Source organism: Thermoanaerobacter wiegelii Rt8.B1, assembly GCF_000147695.2.
Classification (GTDB): domain Bacteria; phylum Bacillota; class Thermoanaerobacteria; order Thermoanaerobacterales; family Thermoanaerobacteraceae; genus Thermoanaerobacter; species Thermoanaerobacter ethanolicus.
The window spans coordinates 534,481-555,551 of sequence record NC_015958.1 but is presented as its reverse complement, the minus strand read 5'-3'; the positions used below and the strand labels follow the sequence as shown (position 1 = coordinate 555,551).

The following is a 21,071-nucleotide window of genomic DNA, read 5'->3' as shown; positions in this document are numbered from 1 at the left end:
TTACTTCATTTATAAGACGATTTTTTTCTCATCATTTAATATTTCACACAAATTATCAATATTTATTGGAGGTATATTATCAATTTGTTCTTTTTCATGCTCTTCGATCATCATTATTAATGCTCTTTTTATTATTGATTTTATTGATACTACCGCTTCTAAGGTTGGACCATTTTTATCTACAATCATTTGTCCAATATTTATGCTAGTTTCTAAGCGCTTCCCTTTTATAATTACTGAAGACTCAATATCTTCATCTATTTTAATGTAAGCAAGATTCTCCCTCGTATTTAGGTTTTGGTATTCTACCATGGCCTTTAAATTCAATTCATCTTCCTCAACTACAGTAAGTCCAAGCTCCAAAGATAGTGACTGCTCTATCGTTATAAACTCTGAAGAAATAGATGTATTTAAAATTCCTTTCGGTTTTAAAGTTTTAACATCATTGTTCAAACAAATACCTATACCAAATATTTTTTTGCCCTCTTTACATGTTTCTTTTTCAAAAGAAAAATAGCATTCCTTTATTTTTGCCTCTAATTTAGATATTTCAAAATAATCAAATTTAATTTCCTTCTGTGATATCTTATTCATAGAAAAATCAAACAAAGAAGCTATTATTTTATTTTCATCAACCTTAACCACTAAAATATATCCACTTTCAGGATTAAACTGTAGCATAATGGGCCTTCTGCCACCCGTAGATGTACCTATTCCGTTTTCTTTTACAATATTTTCTTCTATTAATTCGTCAACCAAATCTGAAACAGCTGTTAAGCTTAAACCAGTATATTGTGAAATTTCTGTTCTCGACAACGCACCTTTATTAATAAGTGTTTTTAAGATTAATTTTTTGTTTCTGTCTTTTAATTCTTTTAAGTTGTTTTTTCGCCTCAATTACTTTTACCTCCCTAACTTATTAAGAAGTTCGTAATAAGTTTATAAAATAAAATTTAATACTACTTAACAGAAAAACAACTGCGGCCTTCCTTAAAATGACGCTATATGTACAACTTCCTATATTCTAAAGTAAATTTATGTTATTTCTAATTTCTTATTATCTTAATTCTATATATTCGACATTATTTTTTAAATTTCTTCTTAAAATATAAAAAAATTTTTATCATCAATCTTTTAGCTTTTTATAGCTTTATCTCATCTCCTTTTCCACTTTGCACTGATTCCATACCTTTCCTCTATAACAGCACCTAGATATCGAAAAAACCGGGACATTACCCGGTTTTTCAATAGTTTTTACTTTTTACATAATTTATCATTCCGCCTGCTATGAGTACTTCTCTGTTTCTATCTGAAACATCAAGATTTACTTCAAAGGTTGTGCCTTTCGTTTGATTTTTTACTGTGATCCTGCCACCTCTTTTTACTTGTTCTACCGTATTTTCTATCTTTAAAACATCCCCAACCTCAATGTTTTCATAATCTTTTTCATCTACAAAAGTAAGAGGAAGAATTCCACTATTTATAAGGTTTGCTTTGTGTATTCTCGCAAATGACTTTGCTATGACAGCCTTTACTCCTAAGTAAAGCGGAGCCAATGCTGCGTGCTCTCGGCTGGAACCTTGTCCGTAATTTGATCCACCGACAATTATACCACCGCCCCATTCAATCGCTCTTTTTGAAAAGTTTTCATCTATTATTTCGAAGCAGTGTTTCGAAAGCTCAGGGATATTAGATCTTAATGGTAACAACTTAGCATTTGAAGGCATTATATGGTCTGTAGTTATGTCATCTCCTACTTTAATTAGCACCCTCTTTTCTATATCAGAAAGAGGAGTGTTAAGAGGAAATGGTTTTATATTAGGACCTTTTATTACTTCAACTTTTTCTCTATCCTCCGGTGGTTTTACAATCATGTTATCATTTATTTCAAACTTTTCTACATAGGGGACTTCAGGGGCTTCTCCTAATTCTCTAGGATCAATTAAATAGCCTGTCAAAGCCGCAGCAGCAGCAACTTCAGGGCTTACAAGGTATACTGATGCTGACTTAGTACCACTTCTACCATAAAAGTTTCTATTAAAGGTTCTTACAGAAATTGCCCCTGTTGCAGGAGCTTGACCCATGCCAATGCAGGGACCACATGCACTTTCCAATATTCTCGCACCTGCTGAGATTAAATCAGAAAGCGCACCATTTTTTGCTAACATATTAAGGACTTGCCTTGAACCTGGAGCAATTACAAGGCTTACATGTTCCGGAATAACCTTCCCTTTTAATATAGAAGCAACTTTCATCAAATCAGCATAAGAAGAATTGGTACAGGACCCTATAGCAACTTGGTCAACTTTTGGCCTTCCTGCATCTTTTACTTTTACAACATTATCAGGACTATGAGGAAGTGCTACTAATGGTTCTAATTCATCAAGGTTTATTTCAATGACCTCATCGTACTGGGCATCTTCATCGGCAGCCAAAGGCACAAATGCATCTTCTCTCCCTTGGGCTTTTAAAAATTCATAAGTCCTCTCATCTGATGGAAAAATTGAAGTTGTAGCTCCTAATTCCGCCCCCATATTTGTTATTGTGGCTCTTTCAGGTACTGATAAAGTTTTTACCCCATCTCCCGAGTATTCAAAAATTTTGCCTACGCCACCTTTTACTGTAAGTCTTCTTAAAAGCTCCAATATTACGTCTTTTGCTGATACCCAGGGTCTTAACTTACCGGTAAGTCTTACATTTACAATAGAGGGCATAATAATTCTGTAAGGCTCTCCTGCCATAGCCAAAGCAACATCTAATCCTCCTGCTCCTATAGCTAACATTCCTAACCCACCAGCTGTTGGCGTATGGCTATCAGAACCTAAAAGAGTTTTCCCAGGCCTTCCGAATCTTTCGAGATGTACCTGATGGCAGATTCCATTGCCAGGCCTTGAAAAATATATGCCATATTTTGCTGCAACAGTCTGGATGTATCTGTGGTCATCCGCGTTTTCAGGACCTTGCTGTAATGTATTGTGGTCAATGTAAGCAACAGAAAGCTCAGTTTTTACTCTATCGATGCTGAGAGCTTCTAATTGTAGGTACGCCATGGTACCAGTAGAGTCTTGAGTCAAAGTTTGGTCAATCTTAATTGCTATTTCTTGACCTTTCACCATTTCTCCTTCTACAAGGTGAGAAGATAGTATTTTCTGCGTAAGATTCATTGCCTTCACTCCTGTAACATAGTTTTATATAGCCTTTTCTCTGTTTTTAATAACATCCTCATAAAGGTACATCAGCTCTTTATCAAATAACGGCCTTTTTAGCTGTATAGCTAATTTTCTTACATGAGGCAAAAGCTGATTTGCTTCTTCTTCTGTTAAAACTCTGCCGTATTCTTTAAACTTATTTATAAGAGCTGCAGTACCAGAATGCTTGCCTATCACAATCTGCCTTTCAAGGCCTACTTCATCAGGGTTAAATATTTCGTATGTGTAAGGATTTTTAAGGGCACCATCTACATGAATACCTGATTCATGAGCAAAGACATTTGTTCCAACTATAGCTTTCCATGCTGGCAACTGTCTTCCTGAGGCTAAAGCAACGTATTCAGAAATTTCCCTAAATCTAGTTGTATCTATTCCTAAATCTATTTTGTAGACATGCTTTAATGCCATTACAACTTCTTCTAAAGCAGCATTCCCGGCTCTTTCTCCAAGGCCGTTTACAGTAACCCCTATAAAGTTAGCCCCCGCTCTCATACCAGCAAGAGCATTTGCAGTAGCCATTCCAAAGTCATTGTGGGTATGCATTTCAATATCAATATCAACTGCTTCTTTTATTGCTTTGACCATGTCATAAGTTTTAAAAGGATCTAAAAATCCTACGGTGTCGCAAAATCTCAAACGATCTGCACCTGCTTGTTTTGCACACTTCGCAAATTCAATAAGGAAGTCCATATCCGTACGAGAAGCATCTTCTGCGTTGACAGAGACATATACGCCTTCTTTTTTAGCAAATCTAACCGCTTCGGTCATATTATCCAAAACCCATTGTCTTGACTTTTTAAGCTTGTGCTCAATGTGAATATCAGAAGTAGACACAGAGATTGCAACTGCATCAACGCCACATTCCAAAGACTCTTGAACATCTTTTACTACCGCTCTATTCCATGCCATTATGCTGGCATTCAATCCAAGCTTTGCAATTTTTGCAACAGTTTCTTTTTCGTCTCCTCCCATTGTGGGAATACCTACTTCTAATTGGTCTATCCCAATTTCATCTAACATTTGTGCAATTCTGATTTTTTCGTTATTTGCAAACACAACTCCTGCAGTTTGCTCTCCATCTCTTAAAGTCGTGTCAACAATGTAGACTTTCTTGCCCTTTTTAAGAGTCATTCCGCTTCCCCCTTCAAAAACTCTTTATAAGATATTTTATATGTAACTACTTATAAAGTCAATAGTATTTTGCAATTTTGCATTATAAAAATTGCAAAACCCGAACTAAAATTAATTTTAGTTCGGGTTTGTTAAATAGTATTGATTAATCGTTGAATGTGTATTGCAATATATCCTATTTCTTCTTCAGGAACTTCTTTTCCTAACGTATTTTCTATTACTTTTGAGACCTGCATTGCTATCTTATAAGCTCTCTTAAATTTTTTCTTTATTGAGGCTAAAAGTTCATTTGCTATTGGTGTATTTTTTTCTAATCTATCAATAGCAAAACGCAGGTGAGTTACAAGTCTTAGATAATCAATCGAATCTCTATCAATATGTTTCCCTAGGTGGTTTTCAATTGTTGACACTAATTGAGATACCAATCTAGTATTTTTTAAAGTGCTTGATAAGCCAGCATTTTCTAAAGCAGCATGCAAGTGAAGTGCTATAAAGCCTGCTTCATCTTCGGGTAGTGAAATATTAAGCCTTTTCTTTATCAGTTCTAACGCTTTTAATGCAATATTGTAATCATCTTTATATAAAGCTTTTATCTCTATATTAAAAGGATTTTTTATTTCTATTCCCATATTTATTCTTTCAATTGCAAAGGCAATGTGATCAGCAAGTGCAATGTGTATATGCTCATTAAGTTTTTTGCCTTTTATTTTTTCTGCCATAGCTATTATTTCTTCTGCAATCCCTATTACATCTCCTCTTATCTTTTCCATCAACTCAGAAAACTTAATTTTATTAGCATCTTCTTGTACATAAAATATTTTCTCCAACTTGTCTTCTTCAATAATATCACTTGGTCTTTTGCCAAACCCTATACCTTTTCCAACGACTATGCACTCCATACCTTTATCATCTTTTACCATACACACATTATTGTTAAGAACTTTTACCACTTGATACATAATTAATACCTCACTTTTCACTTGAGGTATACTCTCATAATCTTTGTCTTTCCTGCTTTTGCTTCCTCACCATCAGATTCTTTTACAATTTTATCCACTATATCCATATTAGTAATAATAATTGGAGATGTCAAGGGATGTTCTTTTTTAACCAATTCCATATCAAATTTAAGCAACTTATCTCCAATTTTCACTTTTTCACCTTCTAAAGCAAAACTTTCAAATCCATTTCCTTTCATTTCTACTGTGTCCATCCCAATATGAATTAGTATTTCTAATCCTTCTTCTGTTTTTATTCCCAAAGCATGTTTTGTAGGAAATAATTGCACAAGAGTTCCATTAACCGGTGAATATACAATACCTTCTGTGGGTTCTAATGCCACTCCATCTCCTACCATTTTTTGGGAAAATACAGGGTCTGGCACATCTTCGATTTTTAACAATATACCATTAATAGGAGAATATATATCTACGTATTTTTTCTTTTTAAATATGTTAAACATGTAATCAGCCCTTTCTGTATTTTTTATAATATCTTATTATACCCATATATTTCAAACTTCTTAAAATAATTTTGATGGCGGCCAGTTTGCGGCCGCCTAAAACATTTTCACCTTAAATTTTACCTCCTGCTTTTTTCATGTGCTTTTTCATTTCTTGTGCAATCAAATCAGCTTTTGTACCAACAATTACCTGCAGCGCATTTTTGCCCATCCGCATTACGCCTGTTGCCCCTAACTTTTTAAGTTTATCATCGTCTATTATTGTATCGTCTTTTACAGTCAAGCGCAACCTTGTTATACAAGCCTCCAAAGACTGTATATTTTCTACTCCACCTAATACCTCTACGTATTGTGCAGCAATATCTCCAATTTCTGATTTTGACATGTCTGCATATTGGTCAACAGCTTCTTCTTCTAATCTTCCAGGTGTTGGCAGATTGAATTTTACTATTACGTAGTAGAAAATTACATAGTATATTGCTCCGTAGATAATACCTACCAAAAGAAGTAAGAGCGGTTTGGTGGATATTCCATAGCTTAAAATGTAGTCAATAAGACCAGCTGAAAAACCAAAACCAGCTTTTATTCCAAGAACATAAGTTATAGCAAGAGACAAACCTGTCAAAAGAGCGTGTATTACATAAAGTACTGGTGCCAAAAACATAAATGCAAATTCGATAGGTTCAGTAATGCCTGTCAAAAAAGCTGTAAGAGCTGCGCTTATTAACACACCAGACACAGCTTTCCTTTGATTTGGCTTAGCAGCTGCCCACATAGCCAGTGCTGCTGCTGGAAGTCCAAACATCATAATAGGATAAAATCCTGCCATAAAGATACCTGCAGTCGGGTCTCCTGCAAAGAACCTGTTTAAATCGCCAGTTACAACTTTGCCGGCTGCTGTCTTAAATGTACCAAAAACAAACCAGACAAGACTGTTTATAACGTGATGAAGTCCAAAAGGAATTAAAAGCCTATTTAATACACCATATACAAATACTCCAAGTGCTCCCGCGCCAATTATCCACTCACCAAGCGCATATATACCATTCTGTATGGGAGGCCATACATAACCCATGACAAGTGCTAGTATAATCGCAGCAAAAGCCGTTACAATCGGCACAAATCTTTTGCCTCCAAAGAAGCCAAGAAAGTCTGGGAGTTTAACGTCATGATATTTGTTATACAGATAACCAGCTATTAATCCCATCAATATACCGCCTAAAACACCCATATTGATGTCTTTGTTTATTGTGGTAGCACCTTTTGTCAGTACAAAATAGCCCACCGCTGCAGCAAGAGCCGCAACTCCGTCCCCTTCTGCAAAACCTATTGCAATACCTATAGCAAAGATAAGGGGTAAATTGTCAAATACCGCTGCACCTGCTTGCATGATAAAAGGAATGTTGAAAACATCAGGTGCGCCAAGTCTTAAAAGGAGCGCTGCTGCAGGTAAAACTGCAACTGGAAGCATCAAGGCTTTACCAAGTTTTTGAACACTTGCTAACCACTTCATAAAAAACCTCCTTTTTTTATTTTTCAGGCATTTAATATAAAAAGAGCCGGCAAGGTAATAACACCTCCACCGGCTCATGCCTGCTTTAGCAGTAACACGCCGCATATTAGTATTCGTTTACGTCCATATTATATACCTTGTATTTCGCTTTGTCAATAACCATCTTGCAATTTTGCAATATATTTTTAAATCGCATTGCCTATGTCAAATTCAGTATAGGCCTTTTTGTAACCATAAATCACTTATTCAAAGAATATGCCATTCTCCTATAAGTATGCCTTACCCCTCTTATGGCAATAGACAAGGCCATTATATTTTCAGGAAGTGCTATTCCTGCATATCCTGCATCTCCTATATGCTGTATGTCTGCCCCTGCCATTTTTGATTGAACTCCGATAAATTCTATTGTGCTTTTTTGTGAACCTTCCTGTGAGGTACCAATTGTAGTCATTGCTAAAGCACTTTCCTCATGTACTCTATCTATCTGCCTTTTTGCAAGATTTAAATCAATTCCTGGAACAGTACCAGGCGCTGGTATCAAAACACAATCGGCACCTGCTTTTACAAAATCTTTTAAAATTTTGTCTTCAAATATGTTTCCTGAGCCAGCACCGTGCATTTTCCCCGCAATAATCATCATATTTTCACCCAAAATCTCTTTTGCTAATTCTATTCCTTTTATTATTGTGCTGGCACTTACCCCTGTATTGGGATTCCCGGTTATAACGATATAATCAAATCCGTATTCTTTAGCTTTTAAAAGATTTTCTCTGTTTAATTTTCGTCCCTCTACATACTTTACTCCTTCAGGAACTGGTTCTATATTTACACCTATAAACCTTCCAACTATCTTTTTGAGTCTCTTAATATAGTCAAAATCCTCTGCGTTTTTGGAAGCTATTTCAACTATTTTTTGTACTTCGGAAGGTCCAGCCGAAAAGTTTATTTCTATGTCGTCTATACCGAAAATAAATGGTTTTTGAAAGTCAAAAAAATTCAACGTAATCATATCACTGCCAAAAGCCGCTGCAAGCTCCATGTTTGATACCCCATAGATAAGCGGTGGAACTGTAACAATAGTCTCTGCCATTACCGTCCTTCCTTCAGAAGTCTTTATCGTTTCAATAAGCGTATTTTTGTCCATTCTCTCAATGTCTTTCATTGTAAGTTCAAATATCCTTTTCATAAAAATCCTCCTTTCGAAAAATTAAAAGCTGGCAAGGTAATAGTTACCTTACCAGCTCATGCCCTCCTTGGTCGCACGCTGTTTGATTAAATTATAAACCATATAGGTATCTGTGTCAAGATTATAGTTGTTTTACTATATTCGTAATTTTTTGCATATTAGACTTTTGCTCTTCAGTATATTCAACCTGTTCTTTTATGTGTTCAAGATTTTTTAAATTATTTTCATCTACTACATTTATCTCTGCCAAAAGTTGCTGGGAAGAAGCCAATATTTCTTCTACTTGTGCAGATATATTTTGTGATGCTGCCATTACGTTTTTCATGGCTTTAAGCGTTTGACTAGAACTTACAGCTGTCTCTTCTGCCGCAACAGAAATCTCACTAATAACATCAGAAACTTTGTCAAACCCTTCTTTTGTCTGTTCAAATATATCTAATACTTTATTCACCTCGCTGGAAGCTTTTGTAGAAGTATCAATGTTTTTGATAACATTATCAACAGTATCTCTTGTAAATTTGGTAAGAGATTCTATTATCTCTCCTATTCTTTCTACACTATCTGTCGATTGCGCTGCAAGTTTCCTTATTTCTTCTGCCACAACTGCAAATCCTCTTCCGTTTTCTCCAGCTCTTGCTGCTTCAATTGCCGCATTAAGTGCCAAAAGATTCGTCTGCTCAGCTATATCTGATATTGAATAAAGAATATCTTTTATACCACCCATTCTTTTCTCCAATTCATTTAATTGTTTCGAAGTATTTTTAGAAGTTTCCAAGCTTTCTTGTAAAGATTCAATTAATGATTTAACTTCTCCTCCTTGCCTGTTTGCATTTTCTTCTATTTCTTTGATTTTCATCATTGCTTCATTCATGTCTCTCATAAGTTTATCGGAAACTTGTGACAAATTTTCATTAGTCTCTGAAACTTTAGTAATAGACTCAGCAACTTCATTTATATTTTCTGAAATTATGTTAATTCCGTTCACTAAATCTTCTAAACCTTGTTTTGAAGAAGTTATGTTCAAAGTATTTTCTTCTGATTTATCTCTTATGTTTACCGCATAATTCATGACTTCCTCTGATTGTTTTACTGCATTGTCAATTTCGGAATTGATAAGTTTTGCAAATTTCTTTAACTTCCTCACGATTATTGATGCATAAATTAAGATTATCACTATGATTGCACTACTTATACCAAGTGATATATAAAAAATTTTTTATTATCTTCTATCATTTGATTGAAATACGGTAAAAAGCCCTGGGAGTATGTAGAACTAAAGTCGCTTAAAGCACTTTGAAGATGATTTAAGTAATAGGTAATGCTCGTCACTTTATCACTGTCTTCCACCGGATCATATTTTTCAGGTAAATCTTTAATTACCTTTTTTAAATTAGAAATATCTTCTTTCATGAGCGAAATGTCATTTTGCAGTTCTTTGTATTTTTCCTTATTTTTATAATCTTTTACTGTATTTTCTATATTGTAAATATATGTCTCCATGGAACTGACAGATGCCCCTATAGAAAAATTCGTTGTATTGCCAAGCATATAATCATTCAAAGTTTGCTGCAAATTGCCGCTTAACACCGCAATTTGAACTTGAGCACTTGATACATTGATTACCTGATTAACTACATATTTTCTTAGATTTTCAATATTTTTGATGGTATTAATAAGGCCTAAATTAACTGTGAAAGATAAAATTGTAATAAGGACTCCTACTATTACAAATGAACGTATGAGCTGAGCGCGAATAGTCTTTCCCATTTAATACTTCTCCCCTTCTAAATTAGATTTGAGAAAACCTCAGTATATATTTATCGGCTTCAATTAATGAAACTTTAACACAAAAAAGCGATTCTTCTTAGTAAGAATCGCTCAAAATACTACTCAAATATCAATGTAGGCCTTTCTACAGGCTCATCTGAAATCAGAATGTATTTTTTGATTTCACCAAAGGCCCATTCTAATTTATTTTCATCATTGGCATATATCGTAACAATAGGCTCTCCTTTCCTAATTATATCTCCAACTTTTCCACCCAACATTATACCAACTGCTAAATCTATTTTGTCTTCTTTTTTCTCCCTTCCTGCTCCTAACTTCATCGCTATAAGACCTAAATCTAAGGCCATTAAGTCTTTTATATATACATCCCTATCGGCAATCCAAGGTCTTACATATTTGGCCTGTGGCAAAAGTGTTAAATCATCAACAACTCTTTCATCTCCACCTTGTGCTTTTATAAACTCTTTAAATTTTTGTAGGGCTTTGCCACTGTCAAGAGCTTCTTTTAGTTTCGCCCTCGCCTCCGTATCGTCTTTGGCAACGCCTGCAATTTGAAGCATGTCAGAACCTAAAAGCATGCATACTTCTAATAAATCTTTAGAGCCATGACCTTTTAAAACTTGAACAGCTTCTATTATCTCAAGAGCATTTCCTATCGCAAGCCCCAGTGGGTAATCCATATTTGTAACATGCGCCACAGTTTTTCTGCCAACAGAATTACCGATATCTACCATCAATTTAGCAAGAGCTTTGGCACTTTCTAAATCTTTCATAAAAGCTCCTCTACCCACTTTCACATCTAATACTATCCCATCTGCACCTGCGGCAATCTTTTTACTCATAATAGAGCTCGCAATAAGCGGAATAGAATCTACTGTTGCAGTAACATCTCTTAAAGCATATAATTTTTTATCAGCAGGGGTGAGGTTTTTTGTCTGCCCAATAATAGCAATGCCGTATTTATTTACGTTATCAACAAACTCCTCCTCAGTAAGTTCCACTCTCATTCCTGGGATTGACTCAAGTTTATCTATCGTCCCGCCGGTATGTCCTAAACCTCTTCCTGACATTTTTGCAACAGGTGCTCCACAAGCTGCTACCATTGGAGCAAGCACCAGTGTAGTAGTGTCAGCTACGCCACCAGTTGAGTGTTTATCCACTTTGATTCCTTTAATGGCTGATAAATCCATCACATCGCCAGAGTAAGCCATAGCCATAGTAAGATGTGCAGTCTCTTCTGGCGTCATTCCTCTAAAATATATAGCCATTGCTAAAGCACTCATCTGATAATCAGGAAGATAATCTTTGGTATAAGAAGAAATTATAAAATCAATCTCTTCTTTTGTAAGAACTCCACCATCTCTCTTTTTCATTATAAGGTCATACATCCGCATAAATTATACCTCCTGTCATAAAGGTAATTCCCTCAAGAAGGATGTGCCATGTTTCATAGGACCTACTTTGAATATTTCAGCTATAGTAGCTGCAATATCCGCATATGTGCTCCTTACTCCTAAATTAACTCCATGTTTCATTAAAGGACTATAAACTAATAGTGGCACATATTCTCTTGAATGGTCAGTACTTGGAGTAGTAGGATCACACCCATGGTCAGCAGTTATAATTAACAAATCTTCTTTTGTGAGTTTTTCCATAATTTCTGGCAGTCTATTATCGAAATGTTTCAAAGCTTTTGCATATCCTTCCACGTCATTTCTATGACCATACACCATATCAAAATCAACTAAATTTGTGAAAATTAACCCATTTTTAACCTCATCCATTGCTTTTATAGTAGCTGTAATGCCATCGTCATTGTTTGTAGTATGATTTTTTCCAGTAATGCCCTGCCCAGCAAAAATATCTTCAATTTTTCCTATAGCAAAAACTTCATATCCATCCTCTTTTAACATATCTAATACTGTAGGTTCAAAAGGTTTGAGAGAAAAATCTCTTCTATTTCCTGTTCTCACAAAATTTCCAGGAGTACCAGTAAAAGGTCTTGCAATTACTCTTCCTATTGCATGGTCGCCTTTAAGTATTTCCCTGGCAATTTCACAAATTTTATAAAGCTCTTCAAGAGGTATGACATCCTCATGGGCTGCTACTTGAAATACGCTATCAGCAGAAGTATAAACTATCGGGAAACCTGTTTTTACATGTTCTTCTCCCAACTCTTTTATTATTTCTGTACCTGAGGCAGGCTTATTTCCCAAAACTTTTCTTCCAATTCTTTTTTCAAACTCTTTAATAATTTCATCAGGAAAACCATGGGGATAAGTAGGGAAAGGTTTCTCAATAAAGAGTCCCGCTATCTCCCAATGACCTGTAGTAGTATCTTTCCCTGCTGATTTCTCAGCCATTTTGCCATATCCACCAATAGCGTTAGGGTTTTCAGGAACACTTTTTAGAGGAATTATATTCCCTAGCCCTAATCGCCCCATATTAGGAAGTTCAACACCTGTCTTTTCTGTCACATGACCTAAGGTGTTTGAACCTTGATCCCCAAACTTATATGCATCTGGCAATTCTCCTACTCCTACGCTATCCAAAACTATTAGTATGACTCTTTTGAGCATTTTACCACCTCTTCTATGAATTTATGTCCGTATTATTTCTCTAAATCTTTTGAGGTAAAAGCACCTGGCAATAAGTCTTTAACAGTAACAACAGCATAATCGCCTTTCATATTGCTGAGTATTACCGTCATGTCTTCTCCACCCAATTCCAGCATTACCTGTCTACATGCACCACAGGGAGAAACAGGACCTTCAGTATCTGCAACTACTGCAATTGCTTTTAGTTTTCTATCTCCATTTGCATAAGCACTAAAAAGCGCTGTCCTTTCTGCACAATTGGTAAGACCATAAGAAGCATTCTCAATATTGCAGCCTTGATAAGTTTTTCCATCTTCAGTAAGCACACATGCACCTACTTTAAAGTGGGAGTAAGGCACATAGGCCTTCTCCCTTGCTTCTTTCGCTAATTCTATAAGCTTCTCGTAATCTTTATATTCCACTTTATGCACCTACTTTCATAACGTTCTTTTGCGTATAATATAGAAGTCGAATTTAGAAGCATTAAAATAGTTAGAAGAATAAAGAATCGGCATATTGTTTTCATCGTAATGCACTTGTTCTAAAAGAAGTATTGAATCATTTTTGTCCATCATCAGTTTTTTCTCAACAACCGGGTCATGTTTTATAACTCTTATATTAGAAACTGCATAGGTTATTGTGATAGAGTGTTCATTTTCAAGGTAAGAAAACACAGATTGTTCAAATCCAGTAAAAGATTCGCCTACAATGCTTTGTGGTAACCTGTCTATACAATACACCACTGGGACCTCATCTGCTGTTCTTACTCTTTCTACTTTATATATAATATCTCCTGGCTTCAATTTTAAGTGATTTGCCTCATTTTCCGTAGCAGGAAGTTTATATACAGTAAAGTCTTTTGTACCAGGTACCATTCCTTGTCTTTCAATTAAAGTAGTAACACTAAATAACTCTTCCAAGCCACTCTTTATAAGTGGTTTTCTCCTTACAAAAGTTCCTACCCCTTGCTGTTTCACTATAAGTCCTTCATCTTCTAAAATTCTCATTGCTTCCCTTAAAGTAGCTCGACTAATACCAAATTGTTTGGCAAGCTGTGATTCAGAAGGGAGCTTGCTCCCTTCTTTCCACTGCCCTGTCTTGATAAGTTCTTCCATTTTCCTTAAGGCGAGCTCATACAGCGGTTTTTTTTCAGGTAATAACATCGACATAAAATCCCCTTATTTCTTTGGTGTATAAGGTACTCCATCTGCAGCAGGTGGTACGCTCTTTCCGCCCACACCCACAAGTGCAAGGATTGTCAATATATAAGGCAACATCATGATTATATTCTTAGAAAATGCCGTATTTTGAAGCTGCATGCTAAGAGCCGTTGCAAATCCAAAGAGAAGAGCAGCGCCAAAAGACCCAAAAGGTGTCCATTTACCAAAAATCATTGCTGCCAGCGCAATATAACCTCTACCACTTGTCATATCAGGGTTGAAACTATTTAACGCACCTATCGACAGATAAGCGCCACCCATCGCAGAAAGAATACCACTTAAAGCTACTCCAAGATATCTTAATTTTATAACATCTATACCCGCTGTTTCAGCCGCCTCAGGATTTTCACCAACTGCTCGAAGTCTTAGTCCTAAATTTGTGTGAAATAGAAAATAATCGGATATAAATAAAATTATTATCATCAAATATACTACAACACTGTGCCCACTTAAAACTTGGCCTAAAAATGGTATACTTTTAATTCCCGGAATTTCTATAGTAGGTAGCATAGGAGTATCAGTAGGAGTACCTGTAAAACCATACATCGTATTTAAAAGGTATGCTGTAATACCCGATGCAAAAATATTAATGGCCATACCTAAAATTATCTGATTAGCTGTTAAGCTTACAGCCGCCCACGCAAAAATCAAAGCTACTATAAGCCCAATTATCATAGCACCTAAAAGTCCTAACCAAGCACTACCAGTAGCATGAGCAAAGACAACTGCAAAAAATGCTGCAATAAGCATAATACCTTCCATTGCTATATTTACAACACCAGACCTTTCAGAAAAGGTACCCCCTAGCGCAGGCAATGCCAATGGTGTGGCCATCGCCAAAGTAGCTGCCCAAAGTTGAGGGTTCAAAAATATTTCTTTCATGCTTCTGCCTCCTTCTTTTGCTTTTTAGCAAACATACCTTTTATAACTTCTGCTACCCTATGAGCTGCAACGAAGAATACTATAAGCCCTGTAATAACGTCTGCCATTTGACCCGGTACCTGCGCATTAAGCTGCATATACTGAGAACCTGTACCTAAAGCAGCAAACAAAATTGCTGCAAATATAACTCCTATCGGATTATTGTTTGCAAGAAGCGCTACAACTATTGCTGTATAACCATATCCAGAAGTAAAACTGTCATAGAGTCTATGCTGTACTCCTAACATTTGGACAGCACCAGCAAGCCCTGCAAATACACCGCTTAACCCTAATGAAAAGACCATATTCAAAGGCACATTCATTCCTGCGTATCTTGCTGCTCTTTGATTATATCCTACTGCTCTCATTTCAAATCCCCACGTTGTTTTAAACATAAGCCAATATACAAAAACTGCGGCAACAAGAGCAATAAAAATTCCATAAGAAAGTTGCGTATTCTTAATTAAAAATGGTATCACTGCACTTTCCTTAATTACAGGAGATTGAGGAATTGTTCCTCCTTTCTCCATCATAGGACCAAACTCAAGTAAAAAGTGGCTAAAATATATCGCAATATAGCTCATCATCATGGTAGTTATAACTTCATTCGCACCGGTATATGCTTTTGCAAGTCCTGGAATGAGTCCTGCCCAAAGTCCTCCCGCTATCATCGCAGCTATAAGTGCAAAAGGTATATGAATATACCAAGGGAGCCCACTGAAACTGTAGCCAATCCATACACCTACAATTGCTCCTATCCAATATTGACCTTCTGCACCTATATTAAAAAGTCCAGCTTTAAAGGAAATGGCTACGCCCAGTCCTGTTAAAATAAGTGGCACAGCATTTGCAAGAGTGTTTGCAATATTATTGACCGAGCCAAAAGCTCCAATAAATAATGAAGCATACGCAGTAATAGGATTAAAACCAGTAATAATCATTATGATAGAACCTATTACGATGGCTATAAGCACAGCTACAAATGGTATATAAAGTTCTTTTAAAATATTTTTCATTATCTCGCCTCCAATGTCGTCTTATCAAATCGTGAACCAGCCATAAGCATTCCTATTTGCTCTCTTGTTGCAGTCTTGCCGTCCAAAATATCCATAAGCTGGCCATTGTATATGACTCCAATTCTATCTGATAATGACATTATCTCTTCTAATTCTAATGAAACGAGAAATACAGCGGCACCTCTGTCTCTTAATTCAAGTATTCTCTTGTGAATATATTCTATAGCACCAACGTCCATTCCTCGAGTTGGCTGAACTGCAATTAAAAGCTTAGGATTGTATCCTACCTCTCTTGCCAAAATAACTTTTTGTTGATTTCCTCCTGATAAACCACGAGCCTTCAGCATGTACTCAGGAGGCCTTACGTCAAACTCTTTAACTTTTCTCTCGGCGTTTTCATAAACTTTTTTATATTGAATTACACCATGACGAGAATAGGTAGGATCTTTATATTCTCTTAAAATCAAATTTTCTGCAATTGTAAAATCCAAAACAAGTCCATCTGCTTGCCTATCTTGTGGAATATAGGATATTCCTTCTCTATAAAGTTGTTTTGTAGAGAAATTTGTAACATCTTTTCCATAAAATAAAATATTGCCTGACTTCTTAGGCCTTAATCCCATTATAGCTTCCACTAATTCTAATTGTCCATTTCCATCTATACCTGCAAGTCCGAAAATTTCTCCTTCGTGTATATCAAAACTTACATCTTTAACCTTAGGAACGTTCTGCTGGTCAACTACATTTAAATTCTTAACACTTAAAACGACATCCCCTGGCTTGTACTCAGTTTTCTCTATTCGGAGTACTACTTCTCTACCTACCATCAAATTAGCAAGTTCTTGCTCATTCGTTTCTTTTGTGTTCAAAGTACCAACAGTTTTACCTCGCCTCATAACAGTAACTCTATCAGAAATTTCCAATACCTCTTCTAACTTATGACTTATAAATATTATAGACATACCTTGTTTTACAAGTCCCCTCATTATTTCAAATAATTTTTCTGTTTCCTGGGGGGTAAGCATAGCTGTCGGCTCATCTAAAATCAAAAGTTTCGCTTTTCTATAGAAAGCTTTTAAAATCTCAACTCTTTGCTGAAGACCTACAGATAAATCTTTTACTTTTGCTTCAGGGTCTATTTCAAGATGATATTTTTGTGAAATTTCTCTTATAAGTTCATTTGCTTTTTTTCTATCATAAGTTATACCTTTAGGCTCTGCTCCTAATACAATATTTTCTGCAACTGTTAAAACAGGAATAAGCATGAAATGCTGGTGTACCATTCCTATACCTTTTTCAATAGCTTCATGAGGACCAGTTAGATTGAGTTCTTCCCCATCAAAAATAAGTTTACCTGAATCTGGTTTATACAACCCATATATAATATTCATTAAAGTAGATTTGCCAGCGCCATTTTCTCCAAGTATAGCGTGAATTTCTCCTTTTTCAACTGTAAGATTAACATTGTCATTTGCTACAACTTTAGGAAATACTTTCGTAATATTTTTTACTTCCAATATAGCACTCATACTCCTACCTCCAAAAAGGGGCTCAAAGTACGAGCCCCGTTTTTTTGATTTTAGTTTATTTTGAAACTTTATCAGATACTGTTATTTTGCCGTCTTTTATATCTTGCGCTAATTGATTAACTTTATCTATGATAGATTGCGGAACATCTTTATTCACTTTACCTATTCCAACACCATCATTTTTCAAATCAAAGTATACAATACCACTCTTGAAGTTACCATTTAAAGTATCCTTTATAACATCATATGTTGCAACATCAACTCTTTTTACTGCTGATGTCAAAACATGATCCGGAGCTAAATAGCTTTGGTCTGCATCAACACCGATAGCATATACGTTTTTCTCTTGTGCTGCTTTTATTACTCCGTCACCAGTACCACCAGCAACCTGGAAAATAATTTCTGCACCCTGACTTATTTCTGTTAAAGCCATTTGTTTACCTGCTGCTGGGTCATTGAAATTATTTGTATAATTGATGAGAATTTTTATGTCAGGATTTACAGCTTTTGCTCCTTGTTGATAACCTGCAATAAAGCTATCAACTGGTGGTATCTGCATTCCGCCAACAACACCTATGATGTTTGTACCTTTTACTTTACCAGTTTTTTCTTTTTCCATTAATCCAGCCATAGCACCTACAAGATAGCCGCATTGCTCTGTCTTGAACATAGCTGATGAAACATTAGGTCTGTCTGTCACTTCTGAGTCAATTATAAGAAATTTCGTGTCTGGAAATTTTTGTGACACTTCTTCAACAGCATCATGCATCATAAAACCTACCGCAATTACTAAGTTATAACCTTGTTGTGCAAAATTTGTTAAATTTGGAACATAGTCTGTCATCTGCTTTGACTGTATTACGTTAACTGTAACACCTAATTCTTTAGCAGCTCTTTGTAAACCTTCATAAGCCATTTGGTTAAAACTGTGGTCATTGATTCCACCAACGTCTGTAACTAACCCTACTTTAAAATCTTTGTTTTTAGCTTCTTGTGTAGTAGTTTGAGGTTGTGTGCTTTCTTGCTTTGTCTTTGAAGAGCATCCCGATAAGAATACTGATACTGACAGCAGCAAGATCAACACAGATGCTAAAACAACACGCCACTTCTTCATCATATAACCTCCTATAAAAAATTTTTGTTACCGTTTACTACTTATACAAGTAGTAAACATATAGACTTGTCTGACATCTAACTTTATTATAACTTTATTAATCTCTTGTTACAAATTCTAAAATAAGTTATTTTAGTAAGCTCTTTTATAGATATCTTTTAAAATCTTCTCTTTTCTTTATATTTCTGCAGCAACAATTTTTTATGCAAAATTTAAAGCTTATTTTTTTTGGCAATATTGGCTTAAATATAGCATAAAATTAAGAGTGCTCATCGCACTCTACAGCTTGTTGACAAAGTCAAAAATTTTTAAATAGGATATTTTGGATCGTAGCTCCGGTGTTCCAAAGCGAAAAAACTAAGCTCGACCTTCGGGTTCCGGCAGGGTTCCCCGTCAGGCGACATCCTGTCTCAGGTGCCCGCCTCCGCCATCCTGGGCTTTGGCCCTGCCTCCACCCTCGGTCTTGCTAAGTTTTGTTAACGCTTTGTCACAAGTCGCTCCTTATGCAAAATATCTCCTTTCCGAAAGTTTGTCTACAGTCTGAAGAGTGCTCATCGCACTCTATGTAGAAATTTTGTTTAAAACTTTGTTTACAATTTCATCCCTTATATTTTTGTATTTTCCCAAAATCTCATCACATTCTTTATTTGCTTTTTCAGCAATTTCTCTATCTTTAATGTAGGGAATATTCACTTTAACATTCAAAACAGCACCCTCTATTGCTGCATATAGTAGAATCGCTCCAACTGCCGCATCAGATATGGCATTAGGATTCCCGTATTCCGCAATAAGCATTGTCGGGGTAAAAGCCTCTCCACATAATCTCGCAAGTTTTAGAGGAACATCCATAGCGTTAATATAAGCTTTTTGAAGTGTTTCGCTTCTTATTTTTTTATTTTCTTCAGTATCTTTTGGTATCTTAAGTGCTTTCATCACTTCGTCATAAGCTACAGTATCTTCATCAATAAGCTTTACATATTCTGCAAGAAGTCGATTACATATACTAAGCCCTTGTTGAATCTCTTCTTTAATATCATCTGTATATTCCTCATAAAATTTTCGACCTATTGTAAGATTGTAAACCATTGTTGAAAGGGCAATCCCAAGGCTTGCTGATAACGCGGATACACTCCCCCCTCCCGGTGTTGGAGATGAAGATGCCACTTTTTCAATATACTCCTTTAATGAATCATCAATTAACATAAAACCATCTCCTTTTTATAGTATTTCCTTCAATAACTATTATACCAAAAGAATATATAATTTTTGTAATACACCTATTTACAAAACCTTTTCTCTATACTCTTTTGGAGTAAAACCTGTTATGTTTTTAAAAACTTTGCTAAAATAATGTTGATCTGTATAGCCAACGGCTTCAGCTACTTCGTAGATTTTGATCTTTACATCTTTTAAAAGTTCTTTAGCTTTTTCAATCCTATAAGCTGTTAAATAATCTGAAAATGTGACACCCATTTCACCTTTAAATAAAGCACTTAAATAGTTTGGGGTTATATATAATTTTTCAGCAATACTATTTAAAGAAATATTTAAGTCACTGTAGTTTTCCTGTATCAGTTTAATAGCCATTTCAACTAATTTTCTGTTTTTGGAATTTTTAGTAATAGAAACATACTCGCATACTACTTCTATTATATTTTCCATCCATTCGCGAAGTTTCTCTTTAGTAGACAAATCAGAAATTTGTCTCCAAGGGTCCGTTTCTTTAAATAAAATATCTGCATTTTCTCCAATTTCTATAAGTGACCGCGTAATAATTGCGACAAGCTCTAACCCCCATCTTTTTATAAAGTCTTCTGTATAACCTTTGTCCTGAAATTCATTCCAAATATTATTAAAAATGTTTAAAGCCGAATCTTTATCTCCTCGTTTTATCGCTTTTGACAATTCCTCTTCCAATTTTAAAGGATATTTAGAATATTCTGCTTTAAAAAATTTTAAATCTTCCTCATTTAGCGATGGCAATATTTCTTTTTCTTTATTTAATAATTCTTTCCTTTTAAAAATTGCTCGTTTTACAGTTTGTTTTAGAACATCAACATCTATTGGCTTTAAAATATAGTCAAAAGCTCCCAACTTTATAGCTTGCTGAGCATATTTGAAATCGTCATAAGCACTTAACAAAATCACAATAATCAAAGGATCTATTTCTTTTACTTTCCTTGTAAGTTCGAGTCCATCCATAAAAGGCATACGTATATCTGTAAGCACTATATCTATAGAAGACTTTGTAAAAATCTCAAGTGCATTTCTCCCATCCGATGCTGAGCCCACAACTTCCAAATTCATTTCGTCCCAATTTATATTATTTTTAAGCCCTTCTCTTACAATCGGTTCATCATCTACAATTAAAATTTTCATAAAATC

The 21,071-nt window shown here is 35.4% G+C and carries 17 protein-coding genes and 1 pseudogene; all 18 read right to left on the bottom strand.

Annotation, left to right across the window (positions count from 1 at the left end; genetic code table 11):
- Positions 1–9 precede the first annotated feature (9 nt).
- The 18 genes and pseudogenes from THEWI_RS02600 to THEWI_RS02515 all read right to left on the bottom strand — a co-directional run bounded on the left by THEWI_RS02600 (position 10) and on the right by THEWI_RS02515 (position 21,065).
- Positions 10–897 (bottom strand): ROK family transcriptional regulator, encoded by an 888-nt coding sequence (locus THEWI_RS02600; protein WP_041589185.1) that lies wholly within the window; start codon positions 895–897, stop codon positions 10–12.
- Between the two features lie 347 nt (positions 898–1,244).
- Positions 1,245–3,164: an aconitate hydratase gene (locus THEWI_RS02595; RefSeq protein WP_014062341.1), complete on the bottom strand. Its 1,920-nt coding sequence runs from the start codon at positions 3,162–3,164 to the stop codon at positions 1,245–1,247.
- Between the two features lie 24 nt (positions 3,165–3,188).
- On the bottom strand, positions 3,189–4,340 hold the full coding sequence (gene nifV / locus THEWI_RS02590) for a homocitrate synthase (protein WP_014062340.1): 1,152 nt from the start codon (positions 4,338–4,340) through the stop codon (positions 3,189–3,191).
- A gap of 131 nt (positions 4,341–4,471) precedes the next feature.
- Positions 4,472–5,299, bottom strand: a complete 828-nt coding sequence (gene glcT, locus THEWI_RS02585; RefSeq protein WP_014062339.1) for a glucose PTS transporter transcription antiterminator GlcT — start codon at positions 5,297–5,299, stop codon at positions 4,472–4,474.
- Between the two features lie 17 nt (positions 5,300–5,316).
- Positions 5,317–5,802, bottom strand: a complete 486-nt coding sequence (locus tag THEWI_RS02580) for a PTS sugar transporter subunit IIA (protein WP_014062338.1) — start codon at positions 5,800–5,802, stop codon at positions 5,317–5,319.
- 112 nt (positions 5,803–5,914) lie between these two features.
- A complete protein-coding gene (gene nagE, locus THEWI_RS02575; protein ID WP_014062337.1) occupies positions 5,915–7,315 on the bottom strand; it encodes an N-acetylglucosamine-specific PTS transporter subunit IIBC in 1,401 nt (466 codons plus the stop codon).
- 238 nt (positions 7,316–7,553) lie between these two features.
- Positions 7,554–8,501 (bottom strand): DUF7916 family protein, encoded by a 948-nt coding sequence (locus THEWI_RS02570; protein ID WP_014062336.1) that lies wholly within the window; start codon positions 8,499–8,501, stop codon positions 7,554–7,556.
- Positions 8,502–8,622: 121 nt separating this feature from the next.
- Positions 8,623–10,268 (bottom strand): annotated as a pseudogene (locus THEWI_RS15395) (methyl-accepting chemotaxis protein).
- A 119-nt stretch (positions 10,269–10,387) separates the two neighbouring features.
- Positions 10,388–11,683, bottom strand: a complete 1,296-nt coding sequence (locus tag THEWI_RS02560; protein ID WP_014062334.1) for a pyrimidine-nucleoside phosphorylase — start codon at positions 11,681–11,683, stop codon at positions 10,388–10,390.
- 15 nt (positions 11,684–11,698) lie between these two features.
- Entirely contained in the window at positions 11,699–12,868 is a 1,170-nt protein-coding gene (locus tag THEWI_RS02555) for a phosphopentomutase (RefSeq protein ID WP_014062333.1), read from the bottom strand.
- Between the two features lie 32 nt (positions 12,869–12,900).
- Positions 12,901–13,308 carry a cytidine deaminase gene (locus tag THEWI_RS02550; protein WP_014062332.1) on the bottom strand — a complete coding sequence of 136 codons (408 nt, stop codon included), beginning with the start codon at positions 13,306–13,308 and terminating at the stop codon, positions 12,901–12,903.
- A gap of 15 nt (positions 13,309–13,323) precedes the next feature.
- On the bottom strand, positions 13,324–14,049 hold the full coding sequence (locus THEWI_RS02545) for a GntR family transcriptional regulator (protein ID WP_014062331.1): 726 nt from the start codon (positions 14,047–14,049) through the stop codon (positions 13,324–13,326).
- A 15-nt stretch (positions 14,050–14,064) separates the two neighbouring features.
- Complete coding sequence (locus tag THEWI_RS02540) at positions 14,065–14,988, bottom strand: ABC transporter permease (RefSeq protein WP_014062330.1); 924 nt, start codon at positions 14,986–14,988, stop codon at positions 14,065–14,067.
- Entirely contained in the window at positions 14,985–16,043 is a 1,059-nt protein-coding gene (locus tag THEWI_RS02535) for an ABC transporter permease (protein WP_014062329.1), read from the bottom strand. The genes THEWI_RS02540 and THEWI_RS02535 overlap by 4 nt, the downstream gene beginning before the upstream one ends.
- Positions 16,043–17,572, bottom strand: a complete 1,530-nt coding sequence (locus THEWI_RS02530) for an ABC transporter ATP-binding protein (protein WP_014062328.1) — start codon at positions 17,570–17,572, stop codon at positions 16,043–16,045. Before THEWI_RS02530 ends, THEWI_RS02535 begins: the two co-directional genes overlap by 1 nt.
- A 55-nt stretch (positions 17,573–17,627) precedes the next feature.
- Positions 17,628–18,686 carry a BMP family lipoprotein gene (locus THEWI_RS02525; protein WP_014062327.1) on the bottom strand — a complete coding sequence of 353 codons (1,059 nt, stop codon included), beginning with the start codon at positions 18,684–18,686 and terminating at the stop codon, positions 17,628–17,630.
- 561 nt (positions 18,687–19,247) lie between these two features.
- Entirely contained in the window at positions 19,248–19,889 is a 642-nt protein-coding gene (locus tag THEWI_RS02520; protein WP_014062326.1) for a cyclodeaminase/cyclohydrolase family protein, read from the bottom strand.
- Positions 19,890–19,967: 78 nt separating this feature from the next.
- Positions 19,968–21,065, bottom strand: coding sequence for a response regulator transcription factor (locus THEWI_RS02515; RefSeq protein WP_014062325.1), 1,098 nt, complete (start codon positions 21,063–21,065; stop codon positions 19,968–19,970).
- Positions 21,066–21,071 lie beyond the last annotated feature (6 nt).

Bases quoted from the DNA above. Each gene is read 5' to 3' on its own strand.
- THEWI_RS02595 (WP_014062341.1), bottom strand. From the start codon at position 3,164: ATGAATCTTACGCAGAAAATACTATCTTCTCACCTTGTAGAAGGAGAA.
- nifV (WP_014062340.1), bottom strand. From the start codon at position 4,340: ATGACTCTTAAAAAGGGCAAGAAAGTCTACATTGTTGACACGACTTTA.
- glcT (WP_014062339.1), bottom strand. From the start codon at position 5,299: ATGTATCAAGTGGTAAAAGTTCTTAACAATAATGTGTGTATGGTAAAA.
- THEWI_RS02580 (WP_014062338.1), bottom strand. From the start codon at position 5,802: ATGTTTAACATATTTAAAAAGAAAAAATACGTAGATATATATTCTCCT.
- nagE (WP_014062337.1), bottom strand. From the start codon at position 7,315: ATGAAGTGGTTAGCAAGTGTTCAAAAACTTGGTAAAGCCTTGATGCTT.
- THEWI_RS02570 (WP_014062336.1), bottom strand. From the start codon at position 8,501: ATGAAAAGGATATTTGAACTTACAATGAAAGACATTGAGAGAATGGAC.
- THEWI_RS02560 (WP_014062334.1), bottom strand. From the start codon at position 11,683: ATGCGGATGTATGACCTTATAATGAAAAAGAGAGATGGTGGAGTTCTT.
- THEWI_RS02555 (WP_014062333.1), bottom strand. From the start codon at position 12,868: ATGCTCAAAAGAGTCATACTAATAGTTTTGGATAGCGTAGGAGTAGGA.
- THEWI_RS02545 (WP_014062331.1), bottom strand. From the start codon at position 14,049: ATGTTATTACCTGAAAAAAAACCGCTGTATGAGCTCGCCTTAAGGAAA.
- THEWI_RS02540 (WP_014062330.1), bottom strand. From the start codon at position 14,988: ATGAAAGAAATATTTTTGAACCCTCAACTTTGGGCAGCTACTTTGGCG.
- THEWI_RS02535 (WP_014062329.1), bottom strand. From the start codon at position 16,043: ATGAAAAATATTTTAAAAGAACTTTATATACCATTTGTAGCTGTGCTT.
- THEWI_RS02530 (WP_014062328.1), bottom strand. From the start codon at position 17,572: ATGAGTGCTATATTGGAAGTAAAAAATATTACGAAAGTATTTCCTAAA.
- THEWI_RS02525 (WP_014062327.1), bottom strand. From the start codon at position 18,686: ATGAAGAAGTGGCGTGTTGTTTTAGCATCTGTGTTGATCTTGCTGCTG.
- THEWI_RS02520 (WP_014062326.1), bottom strand. From the start codon at position 19,889: ATGTTAATTGATGATTCATTAAAGGAGTATATTGAAAAAGTGGCATCT.
- THEWI_RS02515 (WP_014062325.1), bottom strand. From the start codon at position 21,065: ATGAAAATTTTAATTGTAGATGATGAACCGATTGTAAGAGAAGGGCTT.